Genomic DNA, 20,782 nt, shown 5'->3' on the forward strand with positions numbered 1-20,782 from the left:
CGCGCGCCGCGTGCGGCGGCATCCGCCTTCCCTTGAGGAGTCGTACCCATGAAGATCAGACGGAGACTGCTCGTGTTCGTGGCCGCCTCGCTGGCCCTGGCCGGTCTGGCCGTACCGGCGGGCCGGCCCGCGTTCGCGGCATCGTTGACCGAGGTGACCGGCTTCGGCAACAACCCGGGCGGGATGCGCATGCACGTCTACGTGCCGGACTCCCGCCCGGCCAACCCGCCGATCGTGGTGGCCATGCACGGCTGCGGCGGCTCCGGCCCCGGCTTCTACTCCGGCAGCGAGTTCGCCTCGCTGGCCGACCGGTACGGGTTCATCGTGATCTACCCGTCCGCGATGCAGGAGGCCGGCTTCGGCAGGTGCTTCGACACCTGGTCCACGGCGTCCAAGCGACGCGACGGCGGCAGCGACCCGGTGTCCATCGCGTCCATGGTCGCCTACGCCGGGCGGCAGTACGCCGGCGACCTGAGCAGGGTGTACGCCACCGGCAGCTCGTCCGGCGGCATGATGACCCAGCACATGCTCGCCGTCTACCCCGACCTGTTCAAGGCCGGCGTGTCCTTCATGGGCGTGCCGTTCAACTGCTTCGCCGGCGCGGCCGACTACCCGCCCGGCAGCAGCCAGTGCACCGGCGGCAACATGAACCGGACCCCGCAGCAGTGGGGCGACGCGGTCCGCCAGGCCTATCCCGGCTACGCCGGCCCGCGTCCCCGGGTGCAGCTGTGGCACGGCACGAACGACACCCTCGTGCCGTACCAGCTGCTTCAGGAGTCGATCGAGCAGTGGACCGACGTCTTCGGGCTCAGCCAGACACCCACCTCGAGCGACACTGCGCAGGCCGGCTGGAACCGCCGCCGCTACGCCGACACCGGCGGGGGCGTCCGGGTGGAGGCCTACAGCGTCCAAGGCGCCGGGCACAGCCTGCCCAGCGGCGGAATGGCCGCCGCCGCGATCGCCTTCTTCGGCCTCGACACCCCGCCCTCCACGCCGCCCTCCACCCCGCCGTCCACGCCGCCGGCGTCAGGCGCGTGCCGGGTCACCGACACGGTCAATGCCTGGAACACCGGCCTGACCTCGAACATCACCATCACCAACACCGGTTCCGGCGGCATAAACGGCTGGTCCCTCGTCTTCGCGCTGCCCGGCGGGCAGACCATCACGTCCGGATGGAATGCCACCTACTCGCCGTCCTCCGGGCAGGTGACAGCCCGCAACGTCGGGCACAACGCCGCCATCGCCGCCAACGGCTCGGTCACCGTCGGCTTCCAGGCCACGCACACCGGCAACACGGCCGAGCCGACATCGTTCACCCTCAACGGCATGGCCTGCACCGTCGCTTAGCACCGACGAAACTGCAGAAAGGCCTTTGGTCGGTCGAAGGTTCCCCGGCAACTTCGGCTCGTCGTACACCACGATCATGAGCGACTCGACGAACAACCTGTTCGAGGCACCCCAGGTCTACAAGATCCAACCCCACAACCAGTACCTCATGATCGTCGAGGCGATCGGATCGAACGGACGCCACTTCCGCTCCTTCACCGCCACCAGCCTGAACGGAACATGGGCTCACGGGCCACACCGAGAACAACCCCGCGCCACCTGGACCAACGACATCAGCCACGGCGAACTGATCCGCACCAGCGCCGACCAGACCATGACCATCGACCCCTGCAACCTGAAACTGCTCTACCAAGGACGCTCCCCCAACTCCAGCGGCGACTACGGCCTCCTGCCCTACCGACCGGGCGTCCTGACCCTGCAGCGCTGACGGCGTGACGCTGGCCCGGCTCGAATGTTCCTGACGCTCGCGGGCAACGCGGCATACCGAAGCGGGTGAGTCGGCGTCACGGCTTGCGATCGGGATCGGGTGGAGCCGGACCGGCGGGCTCGGATCGCCGTCTACTGGGCGGCGAGCCCGGCCTGACATCACACCTAGGTCGGTTACGTCCCGGGTTGGTCTTCTAGCGCGTATTGTCGGCAGGCGGGTAGTGCAGATGTTTCGGTAGAGGGGCGTTCATGCAGCCCAAGGCCACAGCGGTAGCGACGGCATTTCCGGACGGGGCCGTCCGGGTAGACCTGGACGGGCACATCGCCGCGGTCAGCGTCGAAGCCGAACGCCTGTTGGGCTACCGGTCGGGCGAACTGGTCGGTCAACCGGTCGGCGTGCTGGTCGCGGACGATGCCGGGTTGTCCCGAACGGTAAGCGTCGAGGCCATCTGCGCCGCATTTCGCGCCGAGGCCGGCGTGCGCTGCCGCCGCAAGGACGGCGCCCGGTTCATGGCCACCGCCACCATCGCGACGCTCGACGCCGCGGACGGCGGCGGGATCCGCATGATGATCCACCCGTCGGCCGCGCATTTCGACCTGGACTGGGTCCACGACCTGCTCGACGCACTGGTCGACTCCGCGGACGAGGCGATCGCCGTGGCCGATCGCGGCGGCACGATCCTGCTGTGGAACCCGGCGACCGAACGCATGCTCGGCCACCTCGCCTCCCAGGTGGTGGGATTCGACCGGTCGCTGGTCGCCACGGATCTGGATCCCAGACTGGCCGACGACGTGTTCGAACGGACCCTGCGCGGCGAACATCTGACCCTGGACGCCCACCGTTGGCTCGCCAAGGACGGCCACGTCGTGATCAGCGACACCCGCGTCTGGCCGCTGCGCGACAGCACCGGCGAGGTGATCGGCGTGGTCTGGTTCCGGCGCGACGTCAGCGAGGGTCACCGCGCGGCGGCGGTCCTCCGGGCGATGGTGCAGGGACTGAGCATCCCGATGGTCGCCGTCGACGAAACCGGCACCATTCAGCTGCTCAACCCGGCTCTGGAGCACCTGTTCGGCTACCCCGCCGCCGAACTCCTCGGCCAACCCGTCGAGGTCCTGGTCCCGATGGCGCTGCGGGCCACACACGGTAGCCACGTGCGCGGCTTCATGCAGGAGCCGCACGCCCGGGAAATGGGCGAAGGCATGTCGCTTCGCGGACGCCGCAAGGACGGCACCTCGTTTCCGGTGGAGATCTCGCTGTCACCCTTCAACACCGATGACGGGCTGCTGGTCACCGCCGCCGTAGCCGACATCACCGAACGGCAGCGCTTGGAGGAACACAAGACCCGGTGGGCGCACGAGGTGCAGGTCGCCCGCCGGATGGAAAGCCTGGGTCAGCTCGCCGGCAGTGTCGCGCACAACTTCAACAACCTGCTCGGCGTCATCCTGGGCAACGCCACCTTCCTGGAGGACGAACTCACCGCCCTCAACGAGCAGGACACCAGCCGGCCGCTGGCCGGCCCGCTGCGCGACGTCCAGCAGATCAGGAACGCCGCCGAACGGGCCGCCCGCCAGACCCAGCAACTGCTCGCCTTCGGCCGCCGGGACACCATCCAGCCACGCCCGGTGGATCTCAACGACGTCATCACCTCCATACACGGGCTGCTGGGCACCACCCTCGGCCCGAAGATCCACCTGGTCGCCGTGCGGGGCCACGGCCTGCATCCGGTCCTGGCCGACCCCGGCGAGCTCGAACAGGTCCTGATGAACCTGGCCATCAACGCCCGCGACGCCATGCCCGGCGACGGCACCCTGCGGCTGGAGACCGACAACCTCGCCGTCGACGAGCTGTACGCCGCCGGCCGCGGCATCCCTGCCGGGCCGTACGTACGGCTGCGGGTCAGCGACACCGGCGTAGGCATGGCGCCAGACATCGCCGAACGGGCCTTCGAGCCGTTCTACACCACCAGGAACCTCAGCGAGGCCCAAGGCCTGGGTCTGACCACCGTCTACGCCATCGTCACCAGCGCCGGCGGCCACGTCGCCATCTACAGCGAACCCGGCAACGGAACCACCGTCACCGCCCTGCTCCCCGCCATCCACAAACCCGACGAACCCGCCACCTCCACCGAATCGGCACCGCCCGACCCGACGCCGCCCGGCGACCCGGCCGGCTACACCCTCCTGGTCGTCGACGACGAGGTCGTCATCCGCGACATCGCCGCCCGCATCTTGACCCGGGCCGGCTACACCGTCCTGCTCGCCGAAGGCGGACCCGCGGCCCTCACCCTCGTGGCCGGGCACCCCACCCCCATCGACCTGCTCCTGACCGACGTCGTCATGCCCGCCATGAACGGCAGAGAACTCGCTCAACAACTCCGACAGCTCCAACAACCGGAACTGGCCGTCGTCTACATGTCCGGCTACCCCAAACCCATCCTCACCGCGGCGGGCGACCTCGACACCGACGCCGTCGTTCTCCAGAAACCGTTCACCAAGACCGACGTCCTCACCGCTGTCGCCGACACCCTCAGCCGAACCCCCGGGTCCCGGTAGGTACGGACAGAGACGAGGGCCGTCGGGCCGCCTACTCGTCGCCGGCGTCCGAGTCACAGCGGCCGATGCGACGCCGCCCAGGCCGGGCAAGGTGAACGTGAAACCGCGGCTCTCTCAGCCAGGGTCGGCCAAGGCCGCCGAGCACTCACCCTGATCGCGTCGCTTCCTATGGAGCGACCGGTCGAAGGCCCCTGCCGCCGTGGTCAGCCGCCGCATCCCGGGCCGGCCGGCATGCGCCCAGGCGTATCCGCGGGACGGCGGCCCACGAGCCTTCGGGCAGTAGTCGATGCGATACAGAAAGTGCGGGCAGTCGCCTAGAAAATCTAGGTCCGACCCGCTAGACATTCCCGCGAGGCTTGGCTAATGTTTCTGACGTTGACAGCAGAGATCGTCGAAGACGCTGACGAAGCAGACCGAGCGTTACGCAGGGCCCGGACCCATTTCGTGGCTCGCTCGGCGCGGTGATGGGATGTTGATCACCGAACGCGACACGGCAAGCAAGACCTTGACGTAATTCCAGGTCAGGGCAAGTAGGCAGGCGGGCCGAGGTTGGTTCAGGGCTCGCCTGGCAGGGAGAGTCCGCCGCACGTGGGCGGGGCCATGAAGTCGCGTGGGGCTCCGGCACCGGTGGGCAGCACGACAGGCACCACAGAAATTTGGAAGCAGAGGAAAGGGAGGGCGCGAACACCGTTGGATCGCCCGCCTCCAGGATGCAGTTCGACTCTGGAGCGGACACCGCAGTTTCCATCGAACGAGAGGTGGTCTCCGGTCACGCTTATGCGGTCCTCGCACCCCAAACCGCCGACGGCGGCAGGTGCGGATACGACAACCCGACGAACCTGTCGGTAGATGGTGTTTCTTGACCCGTAAACCCCGGGCCCCGGTGCTTTCCGCACCGGGGCCCTCGTCATGGAGAGGTACCTGTATGGCTCAACCCGACGACATGTTCGGTGACGACGACTACCCCGCCTACACGATGGGCCGCGCCGCGGAGATCACCGGCGCCTCGCAGGACTTCCTGCGTCGCCTCGACGAGGAAAAGCTGATCACCCCGTTCCGTTCGGCCGGCGGCCACCGGCGCTACTCCCGCTACCAGTTGCGCCTCGCCGCGCGGGCCCGGGAGATGGTCGACCAGGGCACCGCCCTGGAGGCCGCCTGCCGGATCATCATCCTCGAAGACCAACTCGAAGAAGCCCTGCAGCAGAACCTGAACCACGAGCGCCAACGGAAGACGGATGCTGCCTGATCTCATCGCCCGCACGGCCAGATTTCGGCATGCCGAATCCGGCATCGGGCAGCTTCGACACGATCCGGTGCCGGATCCGGTGGGGTCCGAGCGGCGGCGACAGGCCGCGGCCCCGCTCGTCGTAGGTGATGTGCCGCCAGCCCGGCCCCAGCTCGGCGACCTGGTCGAAACCGGTCGGTGAGGTCCGGCGGGCACGCCGCGAATGAGGGGCGCAGTGCCCGTCAGGCGTCTCCCGTCGGCGACGAGCCGCGGGGATGCGCGTTCTCGGGCGTGCCGTAGATGCTCCGTAGCCAGATCGTCGCCAGGGCGTCCACCCGGCGCCGGACGTCGGGCGTCTCCGCCGGGCCGAGGCCCTCGAGCACCCGGTCGCTGAGCCCGAGCAGCAACACGGCGAGGGTACGGCTGTGCGGCCCGGCGGGAGCGTGCCCGGCCGCCCGCTCGCCGTCGATGTACCGCGCCACGGGCGCCACGAAGGAGTCCAGGTAGCCGTCCCACATCTCGCGGATGGCGCCGCTGTGCCGCCGGGCGTCGAGCATCGCCCGGTAGATGTAGTGGTGCCGGCGCACCGACGCGGTGAGGTCGTAGACCATCCGCTCGATCCGTCGCGCCGCCGGCAACGAGCCGTCCGCGAGGTGTGCGGCCGCGGCGATGCTGGCCACGTAGACGTCGGCGCCGAGCGCCGCCATGCAGGACGCCTTGTTGGCGAAGTAGAAGTAGAACCCCGACCGGGTGACCCCGGCCCGGGCGGTGATGTCGGCGATCGTGATGGACTCCAGATCGGACTCGTGCAGCAGCTCGTCCAGGGCGCGCAGCAGGGCGTCCCGCCGCTGGTCGCCCCGGCTCACCGGCCGGCGGTCCCACGTGCGGGCGGCCGCGCCGGTGACGTCGCCGGCGCGGCGGGGCCGCGACTCAGGCCGCACGGCGCCGTCCGCCGGTGGTGGTGCGCGATGCGCCCATGAGTCCCCCGAACGCTGGACAACCCGACGGCACAGACTCTATAACGGATTTGACACGCGTCAATAAATGTCGCCGCGTGTCAAGGCATCGGGCCGGACGCGCCCGATGCGCCGCCCGCGCGGCACCCTGTGCGCTCCCCGCTCCCCCGCTCCCGGGCACAACGGAGTCACCATGACCGACCTGCAGATCCGGAAGATCGATTTTCGCTTCGACGAGACCACCCCGTTCCAGTGGCTGCCGAGCCACCCGAAGTTCGGGCTGATGGCCAACGCGATCAGCATCATGGCGATCGCGTTCGAGAAGTTCATCGTCACCAACACGCGGGCCGCGATCCCGCTGATCGAAGATCCCGCCGCGGCCGAGGAGGCGGAGGCGTTCCTCCGCCAGGAGGCACAGCACGCGAAGAACCACCGCAAACACGTGACGGCCCTGGTCCGGCAGTACCCCGAGCTGCAGAAGACCGTGGACGCGGCGGTCGGCTCATTCGACCGGCTGGTGGAGACCAAGACACTGGAGTACCGGCTGGCGTACACCGCGGACCTCGAGTCGACCTTCACCCCGATCTTCAAGGTGATGCTCGACCACGAGGACGTCCTGTTCCGGCCCGGGGACGAACGCGTCGCCTCGCTCTTCCTCTGGCACTTCGTCGAGGAGGTCGAGCACCGCAGCTCGGCACTGGTCGTGTGCGATGCCGTCGTGCGCAACCGCTACTACCGCACCCGCGTCGCCCGCTCCGTGTTCCGGCACATCATGCAGCTCTACCGCGACATCCTCGCCGGCTTCGAGGAGCACGTACCGGAGGCGGACCGGCGGGCGGAGTACCGCAACGTCTCCCCGGCCGGCATGCGCCGGGAGGAGCTGCTCGCCCGGCTGCCGCTGCCGACGTCGTGGCGGACCCGCCTCGGGATGTTCCCGCCCGCCACGTTCGCGCCGGCCTCGAACACCGAGATGCTCGTCCTGGTCTACCGGCTGCTGTTGTCGCAGGTTCCGCACCACAGTCCGGCCCGCGAGCCGTTGCCCCGCTTCGCGGACACCTGGTTCGAGCGGTACGCGGCCGGACAGGACATGACCCGGTACTACTCCGCGGCCCGGCCGGCCGGTGGGGCGCCATGAGCCGGTGCCCGCCCGGATTCGCCGAGACCGCCCGCGACCTCGGCGGGATCGACTGCACGAACGCATCACCGGTCGTCTCGGTACGCCCGCCCACCTCGCTGGCGGACGGCACGATGCCGGTCGTCGAGGCGTTCATGGTGGTCGCCGCGGTCGTCGCGCTGGTGCACGCGGTGCTGTGGTGGCGTCGCCGCGGCGACCCGACGAACCTCGGGCTCTGGTGCGCCACCATCGTGTACCTGGTGTTGCTCGAACCGCCGCTCTACTTTCCCCAGCGGTTCGGCCTGCAGGACCAGCTCGGCCTGATCTTCGTACACAACGTGTTCTCGGTGCAGTTCCTGCACGACCGGTTGCCGCTGTACATCGTCGCCGTCTATCCGGCGCTGACCTACGCGGCGTACGTGCTCGTCCAGCGGACCGGCCTGCTCGACCGGCACGCACCGGCCGCCGGCGCCGCCTGCGTGGCCGTGGTCTTCCACTGCTTCTACGAGATCTTCGACCAGCTGGGTCCCCAGCTGCGCTGGTGGGCGTGGAACCCCGCGGCGCCGTCGAACTCGCCCTGGCTGGCGGCCGTCCCGGTCAGCAGCGTGGTCGTCTTCGCGGCCGCCTCCCCGTTCGGGATGGTGCTGCTGACCCGGCTGCTGCTGGCCCGGCGCGCCGGGCGCGGACCCCTTTCCCCGCTCTCGGCGGCGCTGCGGGTGGTCGGCATCGGCGTGCTCACCCCGTTCGCCATGATGCTCTGCTCGGTGCCGTACGGCGTGCTGTCCCGGTCTCCCGACCGGTTCGCGACCGGCCGGGCGGTGGCGCTCTGGGCGGTCCTCGCGGTGTTCGTCCTGGTGGCCGCGCTGACGGTGCGGCGCGACCTGCGGGACAGGCCGCCCGTCCGGCCGGCCGACGGGTTCCTCGACCACTATCCCGTGGTGGCCGGGGCGGCCTTCCTCCTGGTGTTCGCCGGCCTCTGGGCGGTCGCGTTGCCGGACTACCTGGCCGCCACCGCGGGGCGCACCCCGTCCGGTACGCCGGTCGGCAGCCTCGGGTACGCGGCAGCCTGCGCCCTCCTCGCCACGGGCATCCTCGTCGCGGTCCGGCGCGGGAGGACGGCGCGGTAGTCCAGACGTTTACCCCCTTGTCGTATTTCTGCCATATCGACCGAATAAGTTGTGAGCGCCTCTCGTTTGTGGACGGTGACACTCGGCGCGCCCGCCGACAGCTCCTTCGAAGGGAACACATGAAATACCGCATCATGGCCGCTGCCGCTCTCGGCGTAGTGACGGCCCTGCCCGCCACGCCTGCCCTTGCCGCGGCGCCCAGGACGTTCGCCACGTCCGTCACCGGCGCCTGCGACACCACCGCCGGGGAGTGGGTCGTCGACTGGGCGATCACCAACCAGTCCGACACCCCCGCGTTGCTCATCGTGGTGGAGTCGACCCCACCGGCTTCCCGCCTCAGCTCCCTCCCCGCGCCGCAGGGCGGCGCCACCACGCACGCCATCCAGCGGATCGCCGGCGACAGCCCGGGCGCCCGCCTCACCTACATCGCCGTGTGGACCGACTACCCGGGCGGCAGCTACCAGAGCATCACGGACTTCACGGCACCCGCCCCGTGTGAACGGGCACAGCCCTCCGCGTAGTCCGGCACGGCCGGCAAGCCACACAGTCCGGGCGACGCCCTCCATCCCGGCGGTGGTTCCGTGTCCGGGTGACTCAATCGCGATGGGAACTGCGGGTCGACGGCGGCCAGGCACGACGGCTGGCCGCCCGGCTCAGCGCCGACGACGGGCTCCGGGGCGCGGTGCGCCTGGTCAACCGGCCACCGGCGGCGGGGCAGATGGGTGGGATCGTCGAACTCATCGCCGTGACGCTCGGGCCGGGCGCCGCCGCGGCGGTGCTGGTCGAGGGCGTCTTCGCCTGGATGCGGTCGGCCACCTCGGAGGTGACCGTGCGGATCACCCGGCCGGACGGCAGCGAGCTCGAGGTGCAGGCCGCCCGGGTGCGGCGGCTGTCCGCCGCGGAGCTGCCGGAACTGGCCGAGAAGATCACGCGGGCGACCGAAGCCCGGCTCGATGGGTGAGGCCGCCCGGCGGGCCGTCCTGATCGGAACCGGGCGGCACCGCTCCGGCAGCGACCTGCCCGACCTGCCCTCGGTCTCCACCACGCTCGACGACCTCGCGCGGGCGTTGCACGACCACTGCGGGTTCCACCCGGACGCGGTCACGGTGCTCCACGATCCGGGGTCGCCGGCCGACATCGGGGACGCGATCGCGGCGGCGGCGAGCGAGGCGAGCGAGGTGCTGCTGGTCTACTACGTCGGGCACGGCATCCTCTGCGCCGACGAACTGCTGCACCTCGCCGCCGAACGGACCACCAACGATCCGTACGCGGTGCAGTACAACGGCCTCCCCTACCGCGTGCTGGCCGGGCAGATCCGGTGCAGCCCGGCCCGGCATCGGGTCGTCGTGCTGGACTGCTGCTTCTCCGGACAGGCCCTGGACGCCGGTGCGGGGCTCAGCGAGGGCGTCGCCGACCAGTCGGCCGTCACCGGCGGGTTCGTGCTCACGTCGACCAGCCGGTTCCTCCCCGCCATCGCACCGGAGGGCGCGCGGCACACGGCGTTCACCGGGGCGCTGTTGCGGCTGCTCGACGACGGCGACCGGGAAGGGCCGGCGGAGATCACGCTGCGGCACGCCCACCACTACCTCAGCGCCGAGCTGCCCCGGATGGGGCTGCCGCAGCCACGCTGTCGTGCCGACAACGCCAGCGATGATCTGGTCCTCGCCGAGAACCCGGCATTCCGCCCCTTCTTCCGTACGGGTGAGCGTGGCCCCGCCGCCGCGGCCACCTCGCTGAGCTGCCCCTACAAGGGGCTGGACGCGTTCGACGTCGGCGACGAACAGTGGTTTCACGGTCGGAGCGAGCTGACCGCGCTGCTCATGCGGCGGCTGGCTGAGCGGCACCACGGTACCGCCGGGCCCCTCACGGTGGTCGGCGCCTCCGGCGCCGGGAAGTCGTCGATCCTGCGAGCCGGCCTGCTGCCGGCGCTGGGCCGCGGTGCACTCGCGGTCACCGGTCCGCGCCGTGTCTTCACCCCCGGACGTACGCCGGTGAGCACGCTCGCCTCGCAGCTCTCCTCCTGTCTGGACGGTTGCCCGCGGGAGGTCGCCGAGATGATCCGGGAGCGGCCGGCCGACCTGCTCCCGGCGCTGCGCACCGCGCTGGAGGCGAAGAAGCTGGTGCTCGTCGTCGACCAGTTCGAGGAGGTGTTCGGCGCCGACGACGTCGAGCGGGACGCCTTCGTCCGGGCGCTGCTCGCGCTGGCGAGCGCGGACCTCGGCGGGCCGGCATGCGCGCTGGTGGTGGTCAGCGTCCGGGAGGACTTCTACGGGCGGCTGACCGTCGACCCGGTCCTGTCCGGGCTGGTGGTGGACACCCCGGTCGTGATCGCCGCGATGTCGGCGCGGGAGATCCGGGAGGCGATCACGGCACCGGCGCGGCGGGCCGGGCTGGAGGTCGCGCCGGAACTGGTCGACCTGCTGCTGGAGGACCTTGGCGTCACCGAGGGCCGGGCCGCGTACGAGCCGGGGAGGTTGCCGCTGCTGTCGCACGCGATGCGGGTCACCTGGCAGCGGCACGACGGCGCGATGACCGTCGAGGCGTACCGGGCGACGGGTGGCCTGCGGGAGGCGCTGACCCGGACGGCGGAGGCGGTCCTCGCACAGGTGCCGCGGGACGTCGCCCGGCAACTGCTGCTGCGGCTGATCCGGGTGGGCGACCGGGCCGATCACGTACGGCAGATGCTGCCCTGGGACGAGCTCGTGGACGGGCTCCCGGTCGAGGACTGCCGGAGGATCGTCGATCTCTTCACCGGGGAGAGGGCCCGGCTGCTCAGCGCGGACGCGGACGGGGTGCGGATCACCCACGAGGCACTGATCGGGACCTGGCCCCGGCTACGCGGCTGGGTGGAGTCGGACCGGGCGGGTCTGCGCGCCCGGCAGAGGCTGATCGCGGCGGCGAACGAGTGGCGCAGGCACGACGAGAGCTCGGACGATCTCTATCGAGGTCACCGGCTCGCCGCCGCGCGCGAGGCGGCCTACCTGCCCGGGCGGGATCCGTTGCCGCCGGTCGCGCTCGCGTTCCTGGAGGCCGCCGAGGCCGCGTCGCGCCGGCGTGCCCGTCGGCGGGCCGGTGCGATGGCCGCGCTGGCGGTGGTCGCGGTCGTCGCGGTTGCCGCGGCGGTCACGATGTCCCGGCTGCGCGCGGACGCGTCGGCCAGCGCCCTGAACGCCCGGGAGCAGGCGACGCTCTTGCAGGCCGAACTGCTCCGGGCCGGTGATTCCAAGGCCGCGATCGTCCGCGCCACCTCGGTCGGCCCCGGCCCGAAGGCCCGGTCCTCACTGGTCACCACCCTGCTGGGGTCACGGCTACGGGGCATCCTGCGGCCACCCGGCGGCGCGGCCATCACGTCGATGGACACCAGCGCCGACGGAACGCTCCTGGCCGCCGCCGACGGGACGAACCTTCTGGTGTACGACGGGTCGCGTCCTGTCGCATCGATCCCGCTGAGCCACGGAGCGCAACGGGTGGTGTTCGCACCGCGCGGCCGGATCCTGGCCGTGGCCGGGAGCGAGGTCGACGGGCAGGGCAACCCCGGAGCGTTGTGGGACCTCGCGGATCCCGCGCGTCCGGAGCGGCTCGGGGCGATCGGGCCGCTGGTGTGGCACCGGCACGCGAACACGATCACGGACTTCGCGTTCAACCGGGACGCGACGATGCTGGCGACGGCGCGGAACGGGTTCGGGCCGGCGGCGACGCTCTGGGACGTACGAGATCCGGGAAGACCGAATCGCGTCGCGGAGACACCGCGTGGGTTTCAGGGCGGAACGCTGTGGGCCGTGGACTTCAGCCCCGACGGGAAGTTGCTGGCCACCGGCAGCAAGGACAATTCCGTCGCCCTCTGGCGGATCGATCGGGGCAAGCCCGCCTATCAGAGCGCCTGGGCCGGGTCGCCGTCCGATCCGATGGCCATCCGGTTCCATCCCGGCGGCAAGATGCTGATGTCGGGGACGCTTACCTCGTCGGTCGCCTACGACGTCGCCGTTCCGGGGCGGATCCGGCCGCTGCCGCCGCTGGCCGGGACCAACACCAGCGGCGTCGACGAGCTGGCGATCAGCCCGGACGGCCGGACGATGGTGATGGCCGGAAGCAGCCACACCATCACGGTCTGGGACGTGAGCAGGCCGGACGCGCCGGTCAAGCTCGCCGATCTGGCCGATCAGCACACTCCGGTCACGGCACTGGCCTTCACCGCCGATGGGCGGCACTTTCTCAGCGCCGGTGACGACGGCTCGGTGCTGCGATGGGCGACGGCCGATGCCGCCCATCCGCCCGAGCAGGTGTGGTCCGACGCCCGGCTGAAGGACGTCTCCACGATCTGTTTCGAAGCGGGGATGATGCTCACCGAGGCGAACGACGTCGTCTCACTCTGGCGGACCACCGGCGCCGGCCCGCCGGTGTTCCACAGCAGCCTGCCCGTCGAGGGGCTGTTCCAGGCTCGCCTGATCCCCGCACGGTCCGCGCTCGTCACGACCACGCTGAAGACGCTGTCGTTCTGGGACGTGACCCGGCCCGGGAAGCCGGTGCCGGCGTCCGCGATCGCGGGCGCCCCGTCCGGCCGGCTCGAGGTATCCGGCGACGGCACCCGGGTCAGCGTGACCTCGACCGATTACGCCCGGCACGCCTGGAACATCGCCGACCTCCACCATCCGGTCGGGCTACCGGCCGCACCCGTGCCGCGCGAGGGCAGCCCGATCGCCCGCAGCTCGGACGGGCGGCTCGCGCTGAGCACCGAGTACCGCACCGGAACAATGCGCCTGTCGTCGCCGGACCATGCGGCTGTCGCCCTGCCGTTGCACAGCAACGGGCAACTGGGCATCGTGCACGCCGCCTTCAGCCCGGACGGCAGCATGCTGGCCGTCAACGACTACGGAACGATCCGCGTCTTCGACCTGAGCGATCCGGCCGTGCCCGTCGAGCGGGCCGCGCTGACCCGGCCCGCGGTGCCGATCGCGAAGACCGTGGCCTTCAGCGCCGACGGCAACACCCTCGCGGCGGCCGGCGAGGACGCGAGCATCTCCCGCTGGGACCTGACCGACCTGCGCGACGCGATCCTGCACCCCGAGGAACGGGCGTCCCGGGTCACCCGCTGATGGATCCTGAAGCGCACGCCACTCCGGATCGAACTTGACCTGGTCGGCGGGGAGCGGCCGTCGCTTGCGGGGCACGCCGGCCCGCGATTCGTTGCGGTGACGGCTCACCCGGCGCGGCGGCGCATCCTCCGGAAGCCGCCGTGGGCGCAGCCGGCGGGCGCGGGCCGTTCGCCCGTCGCCACCCAGCCGAGCCGCTCGTAGAGCCGCTGGGCGCGGGGGTTGGAGAACGACACGTCGAGCTCGACCGCGGTCAGCCCCGACGTGAGCGCCATCGAGCGCGCGTGCTCCACCATGGCCGACCCGTAGTCGGCGTCCGCCACCGTGGCCGGGCGGATGCGCGGGGCCGTCACGCCGCGCCGCCGCGGATCGCCGCGGTGACCGCGGCGAGCGTCGGGTCATGGATCACCGGCATGGCCAGCGCGTCCTTGGACGCGCCGGGCAGCTCCGCCGCGACCGCCGCGAGCATCTCCAGCATCGACAGCGAGTCGCCCCCGAGGGCGTGGAAGTCGCTGTCCGGCCCGACCAGGGCAGGATCGATCCGGAGAATCCTGGCCCAGATCCGCGACACGCGCTCCTCGATCTCGTCCCGGGCGCCGGGCTGCCCGGCCGGCGCTTCGCGGTGGGCGAACGGGTCCGGCAGGGATCCGACGTCGATCTTCCCGTTCGCCGTCCGCGGCAACTCGTCGACCAGGACGACGGCGGACGGGACCAGGTAGTGCGGCAGGCGCTCCGAAAGGTGGCGGCGGATGTCCTGACCGGACGTCCCCGCACCGATCACGTACGCGCAGAGCAGCTTGTCCCGCGCGACCACCACGGCCCGTACGGCGCCGGGACACGCCTCGATCGCCGCCTCGATCTCGGCGGGTTCGATCCGATACCCACGGATCTTGATTTGCCCGTCGGTGCGGCCGAGGAACTCGAGTGCCCCGTCGGACACCCGGGCCAGGTCACCTGTCCGGTACACCCGGGTTCCGTCGGCCAGCCGGAGGAACAGCTCACGGTCGAGGTCGGGCCGACCCCGGTAGCCGCGCGCCAGTTGGGCGCCCGCGAGGTAGATCTCGCCGGTCTCGCCCGGCGCGACGAAACGCCCGTCGGCGCCCCGCAGGAACACCGACGTGTTGGCAACGGGCCGCCCGATCGGCACCGCCGCGCCGGTGTCGCGGCCGGCGTCGAAGACGTGCACGACGCAGCCGATCGTCGCCTCGGTAGGCCCGTATTCGTTGACGATCCGGCACCCGGACCCGAACGCGCGCTGTGCCGCCGCCGCGACCGCCGGGCGCAGCTGCTCGCCGCCGACGACGAGCACCGTGAAGCCGGCCGGGGACAGGCCCAGCCGCCCGATCAGGTCCAGATGCGCCGGGGTGAGCTTGAGGGCGTTGGCGCCGGAGCGTTCCAGCATCTCGCCCAGGCCCTGTGTCAGCTCGCCGGGCACCAGCGCCACGCTGCCGCCGGCGAGCAGCGGCAGCAGGATCGCCGTGCCGGTCAGGTCGAACGCCAGCGAGGTGAACAGCGCGAACCGGGTTCGCGCGTCGACCCGGTACAGCTCGGTGGCCCAGGTGACGTAGTTGACGAGGCTCGCGTGCTCGACCTCCACCCCCTTGGGTCGCCCGGTCGAGCCGGAGGTGTAGATGACGTACGCCAGGTCGCCGGGGGTGGTGGTGTCCGCCGCCGGCGGCGCACCGGCCGTTGGAAGATCCTCGAGGATCAGGTGGTCGATGCCGACCCGCCCGGCCTGGCGACGCCCGACCAGGCAGAGCGGGGCGCCCGCGTCGCGCAGCACCTGGTCGATCCGGCCGTCCGGATGCCACGGGTCCAGCGGCAGATAGGCCGCGCCCGCCCTGAGGACGCCGAACAGCCCCGCGACGGCCTCCACCGTCCGGTCGGCGAGCAGCCCGACGACCGCGCCGCGACCCACGCCCCGCTCGCGCAGCGCGTGCGCCACCGCGTCGGCCCGCCGGTCCAGCTCGGCGTAGCTCACCTCGCCCGCGGGCCCGGTCAGCGCCACGGCGTGCGGCGCCGCCGCCACCCGCCGGGCGAACAGGCCGGTCAGGGTGGCTCCGGGCACGTCGCGCCGGGTGTCGTTGCCCGCCCAGTGCCGGTGCGGCGACAGCGCCGCCTCGGCCGCGTCCAGCAGGGCCTCGGCGCGCTCGGCCGCACCGTGGTGTGCCACGGTCAGCTCGGTACGCCCGGGCGGCGCCGTCGCCACGATCGTCAGCGGGGCCAGCGGCGCGTGGGTCGGCAGGGAGTAGACGGTCGACGCCCGGAATCCGTCGGTGCTGAACTCGGCCGGATCGACGCGGCCGAGGTGAGACAGGATCGCCGTGCACAGGTACCGGTCGCCGGCCACTCTCAGGAACTCCGAGAGCAGGCCCAGCGGGAGCCGGTACGCGGCCCGCTCCGCCGCACCGACGGTGACCTCGCGCCGCTCGACCAGGGCGCGCAGGATCTGCTTGTGCAGGTTCTGCCACGTCTCGTCCGGTCCCGCGGTGAGGAACACCGGCAGGCTCAGGTTGGCGGTGCTGCGCAGCGCCGGGTCGTGCCGGCGCAGGTCGACCGGCACCATGAGGCGGGAGCGGTCGGTGCCGGTGAATCCGGCCACCGCCGCGGCGAGCTTCGCGACGAGCCCGGGATGGTTGCCGTCGACGGTCCGGCGGGCCCAGCCCTGCGCCGTCGCCCGGTGCGCGGCCGGTCCGGCCACCGGAGAGCGCCAGCCGACGCTCGTCCGGGGTCGCCGGCCCGGCGTGCCCAGCCGCTCGGCCAGGCCGTGGTCGGTGAGCACCGCGTGGGCACCCAGCGGCGGCTCGCCGCGCAGCGCCCGGAACACGTCCGCCGCCCAGGTCAGCACGCCCCGGCCGTCCATCACCGCGTGGGAGGCCCGGAACAGCACCGCACCCTCGGCGGCCACGACCTCGCAGGTGCGCTCCAGCGGAGCGGACGCGGGCCCGGCACACAGGGAGGCGGGCCCGGCGACGGTCACCGGCGGGGCCGCGCCGGTGTCGATCCAGGTGCGGCCCCGCCGGGCCAGGCGGGCGCCGGGGCACGCGGCCGAACCCACCCGCACCGCCTCGGTCAGCGCCGCGGGGTCGAGGCTCCCCTCGCCCTCCACGACGAGCTGGACCGCGAAGGGCGGCATGGTGCGCTGGCCGGCCAGGTAAAGCCACTCGGTCGGCGACACCGGCCGCTGGTAGCGGCTCACCGGGCGTACCTGGTGAACTCGTCGACGCCGCCGATGCCGTCGGCCCACGCGCGCAGCTGCCGGAGCCCGGTCTGCTGGTCGATCACGGGGACGTACCCGAAGTCGCGGGTCGCGGCGCTCGTGTCGTACGTGCTCGACCTGGTCAGCAGCGCGACGGAGTACCGCGACAGCGGCGGCGAGTGGCGGTTGCGCAGGTACGGGATGCGCCACACCGCCTCGACGGCGCCGACCAGCGCGTCGCGCAGGGCCGGCGGCACCCGGCGCGTCGGCGGCGTCGCGTCGAACAGCCGGGCCACCTGCGCGATCAGCGCCCACACGTCGCTGATCTCGGAGTCGGCAACGAAGTAGGCCCGGCCGCCGACCCGCTCCGATGCCGCGGCGAGCAGGCAGGCCCGGGCGGCGTTGGTGGCGTGGCACAGCGAGGCGTGCACGGTACGCCCGCCGGAGAGGTCGGGCAGGCGTCCCGCGCGTAGCTTCGCGACCAGCCGGGGCAGGAAGCCGTGCCGGTCACGCGGCCCCCAGATGCCACGCGGGCGCAGCGCGCAGGTGGTGAAGCCGGGCGCGTTCGCGGCCAGCACGAGGCGTTCCGCGGCCGCCTTGGTCTCCGAGTACAGGTTCAGGTACCGGTCCGGGTACGGCGTGCTCTCGTCGACGGCGAGCTGGTCGCCGCCGTCCATCACCGCGCTCGGGCTGCTGACGAACACGAACCGGCGTGCGCCGCCCGCGCGGGCCGCCGCCAGCAGCCGTTCGGTGCCGGCGACGTTGGTGTCGTGGAACTGCGCCCGGCTGCCGTGGTCGGTCACCCGCGCGGCCGAGTGGTAGACGACCTCCACCCCGCGGGTCGCCGCGGCGAGCGACGCCGGGTCGGACAGGTCGCCGCGGGCAAGCTCGACGCGATCGGCGCCGGCGCTGATCGTGGCCCCCGGGCGAAGCAGGGCGCGTACCTGGTCACCGGCCGCGGCGGCCGCCTCCACGAGGTGGCCGCCGAGGAAGCCGGACGCGCCGGTCACCAGGACCCTCACGGCAGCCCCCGCCACCAGGTCGCGCCGAAGGCGAGGGTCAGCACCGCGGCTCGCAACGGTGCGACGCCGGCCGGGCGGGCCCGGCGCAGCGCGACCGGGAGCTGCAGGGCGTGCACCACGATGCTGAGGAACGCATCGATCCACCACAGTGCCCAAAGGGCCGGGTGCGGCATCGGAGCGACCAGGCCGTAGCCGAGGAAGGCCCAGCCGGCGAGCGGGACGACGCGCGGTGCGAGGTCGCGCAGGCGGCCCGGCCGCAGCCGGTGCGCCGCCCAGACCGACAGGTACTCCCGGTTGATCTTCGCGTTGTGCCGGATGTCGACCGGGAACGAGGGATGGAACAGGAACGTGTCCAGCGGCTTGGTCACCGGCCGGCTCTCGGCCAGCTCGCGCAGCTCGCGTCGCAGCCGGTCGTCGTCGCGGACGCCACGGCGCGCCTCGACGCACACCACCGGGCGGCCGTCGACGCCGACCAGCGCCGTGCGGTGCACGTCCGGGTGGGCGTCGAGGACGCCCTCGCACTGCACGGTGTGCAGGTCGCCGACCCGCTGGCTCTTGCGTCCGCAGAACCAGATCCGGCCGTCGTCGTCGATCCAGCCGAGGTCGCCGGTGCGGTGCCAGCGCCGGTCACCGTCGGCGATCTTGGCGGCCGCGTCGGCGTCGGGCAGCCGGTGGTACCGGGGGCTGACGGTGGGACCGGCGACGGTGATCTCGCCGATCTCGCCGGGCGCCGCGCGCAGGTCCTCGCGCCACACCGGCATCGGCTCGTCGGTGGTGCGCACGATGCGCACCTCGATCCCGGTCACCGGGCGGCCGACGCAGGTGCCCGCCCCGGCGGCGGCGCCGGTGTCCGGCGTGAGCTCGGCGGCGGAGATCGAGGCGATGGGCAGCGCCTCGGTGGCGCCGTAGGTGGTGTGCAGCCGCAGCCGCGCACCGTGCAGCGTCCGCACCACCTCGTCGGGGACCGGGGCGCCGCCGGAGACCAGGCAGCGCAGCGTCGGCAGCCGCCGGCCGGTGTCACGCAGATGTTCCCCGAACCTGGCGAGCAGCGCCGGGGAGGCGAACATCGAGGTGACGCCGAATCGGTCGACGACGTCGGCGATCGCCGCCGGGTCGGCATCGCCCACCCGGGTCGGGTCGACCGGTGCGAGCACGCAGGACGAGCCGATCAGCAGGTGCAGGAGGCCGAACATCGGCGAGGTGACCAGCGCGACGTCGTCCGGCGACTGGCCGTGCACGGCGATCACCTGCTCGACCATCGCCTCCAGCGCGCGGTGTGTCGACTCGACGCCCTTGGCCGGCCCGGTGCTGCCCGTGGTGAAGGCGATCATCAACAGGTCGTCGGGGTCCGGCCCGGCGATCGGCGCCGCGGGCGGACGGCCGGCGAGCGTACGCAGCGTCACCCCGCCCCAGCCCCAGCGCCGCCCGGCGGTGACCAGCGTGCGCACCCCGGCGAACGCGCGCCGGTTGAGCAGGCGCACCAGGTGTGCCACCCCGATGCCGATGAACGCATCGGCACCGGCGCTGCGGTAGCAGTGCAGCATCCGGCGTACGCCCATGCCGGGGTCGACGACGACCGGCACCGCGCCGAGCTTGAGCAGCCCGAACAGCACCGGGAACAGCTCAAGACCCGGGCGCAGCATCAGCACCGTCTTGGTGCCCTTGCCGACACCCTGCGCGCGCAGGCCGGCGGCGTAGGCGTCGGAGCGCTCGTCCAGCTCGCGGAAGGTCAGCCGGCCGTGGCCGGGCCGGATCACGGCGTCGCGCGCGCCGAACGCGGCCGCGTGGGCGGCGAGCCGGGCCGCGACGCCGGTCGTCGTCGAGACGGCCATCACGGGGCGCCGTGGTAGGCCGAGCACGCCACCGACAGGCCGGCGCCGGCCGCCACGAACAGCGCCCGCGGGTACTCGGCCGCCTGGCCGGTGCCGACCGCCTGGTGGTAGGCGAGGGTCAGCGCGGAGGAGTGCGGATCACCGTCGACGCCGCGCACGGTGACCACGGCCGGTGCCGCGATCCCCAGGCGCCGGGCCAGCTCGGCCGCGAACGCCGGCGTCGGCTGCGAGGCCACCAGCAGCGTGTCCGACAGGTCGAGGCCCTCCGCGGCGGCGTACCGGGCCGCCTCGGCGGCCGCGAACTCGACCAGCCGGTCGGTGTAGTCGCCGTCCCGGTCCACGCTGATCCGCTCGCGGCCGTGCGTGCCGGCCGCGCCGAGGTCGAGGTAGCCGACCACACCCGGCGCGTCGCCGTCGTCGGCCGCGGTGCCGACCCGGCCGAACCCGGCGCCGGCGTCGGCCGTGCGCGACAGCAGCATCGCCGCGCCGACGGAGGCGTAACCGAAGTTCGGGTCCGGCCGCCCGGACGGGTGCGCGTCGCCGGAGACGACCAGGACGAACTCGGCGTCGCCGGTGTCCAGGAACGCACCGGCCACCTGCACCGCGTTGAGCACCCCGCAGGCGCCGTTCATCAGGTCGAAGGACAGGGCCGCGCGGCCCGAGCGCAGGTAGTCCAGGTTGGTGCCGACGTTCTTCTGGATCAGCGCCGACATCGCCGGCTCGGCCATGTTCTCGTCGCGGTAGACGCCGACGTTGATCAGGAGGTCCACCTGGTCGGGGTGGATGCCGGCCCGCTCGAGGCAGGCGGTGGCGGCGGCCGACGAGTGCGCGATGGATCCGCCCAGGTGCGGGTCCGTGCTCACTGCCGTCGACGTGATGGCGGTGGGCATG

15 protein-coding genes and 1 pseudogene are annotated in these 20,782 nt (G+C 72.5%); 10 read left to right on the forward strand and 6 right to left on the reverse strand.

Translation table 11 applies throughout. The features are described 5' to 3' along the window. The first annotated feature begins 48 nt into the window (after positions 1 to 48). From AB0B58_RS31470 to AB0B58_RS31490, 5 genes and pseudogenes are all read left to right on the forward strand, one after another. Positions 49 to 1,347 carry a PHB depolymerase family esterase gene (locus AB0B58_RS31470; RefSeq protein ID WP_360230911.1) on the forward strand — a complete coding sequence of 433 codons (1,299 nt, stop codon included), beginning with the start codon at positions 49 to 51 and terminating at the stop codon, positions 1,345 to 1,347. 40 nt (positions 1,348 to 1,387) lie between these two features. After that, positions 1,388 to 1,774: pseudogene (locus tag AB0B58_RS31475) on the forward strand (non-reducing end alpha-L-arabinofuranosidase family hydrolase); the annotation flags it as partial. Positions 1,775 to 2,022: 248 nt separating this feature from the next. Beyond that, on the forward strand, positions 2,023 to 4,326 hold the full coding sequence (locus tag AB0B58_RS31480; protein WP_360230913.1) for a PAS domain S-box protein: 2,304 nt from the start codon (positions 2,023 to 2,025) through the stop codon (positions 4,324 to 4,326). 925 nt (positions 4,327 to 5,251) lie between these two features. After that, positions 5,252 to 5,572, forward strand: coding sequence for a helix-turn-helix domain-containing protein (locus AB0B58_RS31485; protein ID WP_360230915.1), 321 nt, complete (start codon positions 5,252 to 5,254; stop codon positions 5,570 to 5,572). Beyond that, positions 5,562 to 5,753, forward strand: a complete 192-nt coding sequence (locus AB0B58_RS31490) for a hypothetical protein (RefSeq protein WP_360230917.1) — start codon at positions 5,562 to 5,564, stop codon at positions 5,751 to 5,753. The genes AB0B58_RS31485 and AB0B58_RS31490 overlap by 11 nt, the downstream gene beginning before the upstream one ends. 40 nt (positions 5,754 to 5,793) lie before the next feature. Here the strand turns inward: AB0B58_RS31490 and AB0B58_RS31495 are convergent, their stop codons facing one another. Beyond that, positions 5,794 to 6,492 (reverse strand): TetR/AcrR family transcriptional regulator, encoded by a 699-nt coding sequence (locus AB0B58_RS31495; RefSeq protein WP_360230919.1) that lies wholly within the window; start codon positions 6,490 to 6,492, stop codon positions 5,794 to 5,796. A gap of 208 nt (positions 6,493 to 6,700) precedes the next feature. On the opposite strand from AB0B58_RS31495, the gene AB0B58_RS31500 reads away from it, so the two are divergent. The 5 genes from AB0B58_RS31500 (at position 6,701) to AB0B58_RS31520 (ending at position 13,841) form a co-directional block, all read left to right on the forward strand. Further along, complete coding sequence (locus AB0B58_RS31500) at positions 6,701 to 7,642, forward strand: metal-dependent hydrolase (RefSeq protein WP_360230921.1); 942 nt, start codon at positions 6,701 to 6,703, stop codon at positions 7,640 to 7,642. Continuing rightward, positions 7,639 to 8,748 (forward strand): hypothetical protein, encoded by a 1,110-nt coding sequence (locus tag AB0B58_RS31505; protein WP_360230923.1) that lies wholly within the window; start codon positions 7,639 to 7,641, stop codon positions 8,746 to 8,748. The genes AB0B58_RS31500 and AB0B58_RS31505 overlap by 4 nt, the downstream gene beginning before the upstream one ends. A 119-nt stretch (positions 8,749 to 8,867) precedes the next feature. Further along, on the forward strand, positions 8,868 to 9,269 hold the full coding sequence (locus AB0B58_RS31510; protein ID WP_360230925.1) for a hypothetical protein: 402 nt from the start codon (positions 8,868 to 8,870) through the stop codon (positions 9,267 to 9,269). Between the two features lie 68 nt (positions 9,270 to 9,337). Continuing rightward, positions 9,338 to 9,709: a hypothetical protein gene (locus tag AB0B58_RS31515; RefSeq protein WP_360230927.1), complete on the forward strand. Its 372-nt coding sequence runs from the start codon at positions 9,338 to 9,340 to the stop codon at positions 9,707 to 9,709. Continuing rightward, positions 9,702 to 13,841, forward strand: coding sequence for an AAA family ATPase (locus AB0B58_RS31520; RefSeq protein WP_360230929.1), 4,140 nt, complete (start codon positions 9,702 to 9,704; stop codon positions 13,839 to 13,841). Before AB0B58_RS31515 ends, AB0B58_RS31520 begins: the two co-directional genes overlap by 8 nt. Positions 13,842 to 13,945: 104 nt before the next feature. On the opposite strand, the gene AB0B58_RS31525 is transcribed toward AB0B58_RS31520, so the two are convergent. From AB0B58_RS31525 to AB0B58_RS31545, 5 genes are read right to left on the reverse strand one after another with little or no spacing between them, the layout of a single operon-like run. Then, positions 13,946 to 14,191: a GNAT family N-acetyltransferase gene (locus AB0B58_RS31525; RefSeq protein ID WP_360230931.1), complete on the reverse strand. Its 246-nt coding sequence runs from the start codon at positions 14,189 to 14,191 to the stop codon at positions 13,946 to 13,948. Beyond that, on the reverse strand, positions 14,188 to 17,037 hold the full coding sequence (locus AB0B58_RS31530; RefSeq protein WP_360230933.1) for a non-ribosomal peptide synthetase: 2,850 nt from the start codon (positions 17,035 to 17,037) through the stop codon (positions 14,188 to 14,190). The genes AB0B58_RS31525 and AB0B58_RS31530 overlap by 4 nt, the downstream gene beginning before the upstream one ends. Further along, entirely contained in the window at positions 17,034 to 18,059 is a 1,026-nt protein-coding gene (locus AB0B58_RS31535; RefSeq protein WP_360230935.1) for an NAD-dependent epimerase/dehydratase family protein, read from the reverse strand. The genes AB0B58_RS31530 and AB0B58_RS31535 overlap by 4 nt, the downstream gene beginning before the upstream one ends. Further along, positions 18,056 to 19,891: a fatty acid CoA ligase family protein gene (locus tag AB0B58_RS31540; protein ID WP_360230937.1), complete on the reverse strand. Its 1,836-nt coding sequence runs from the start codon at positions 19,889 to 19,891 to the stop codon at positions 18,056 to 18,058. The genes AB0B58_RS31535 and AB0B58_RS31540 overlap by 4 nt, the downstream gene beginning before the upstream one ends. Beyond that, the gene (locus AB0B58_RS31545) at positions 19,891 to 20,781 is read right to left on the reverse strand and encodes a hypothetical protein (protein ID WP_360230939.1); all 891 of its coding nucleotides are present in this window, start codon (positions 20,779 to 20,781) and stop codon (positions 19,891 to 19,893) included. Before AB0B58_RS31545 ends, AB0B58_RS31540 begins: the two co-directional genes overlap by 1 nt. Position 20,782: the final 1 nt, after the last annotated feature.

Origin of the sequence: Actinoplanes sp. NPDC049118 (assembly GCF_040648555.1) — a bacterium.
In the GTDB taxonomy this organism is placed as follows: Bacteria; Actinomycetota; Actinomycetes; order Mycobacteriales; family Micromonosporaceae; genus Actinoplanes.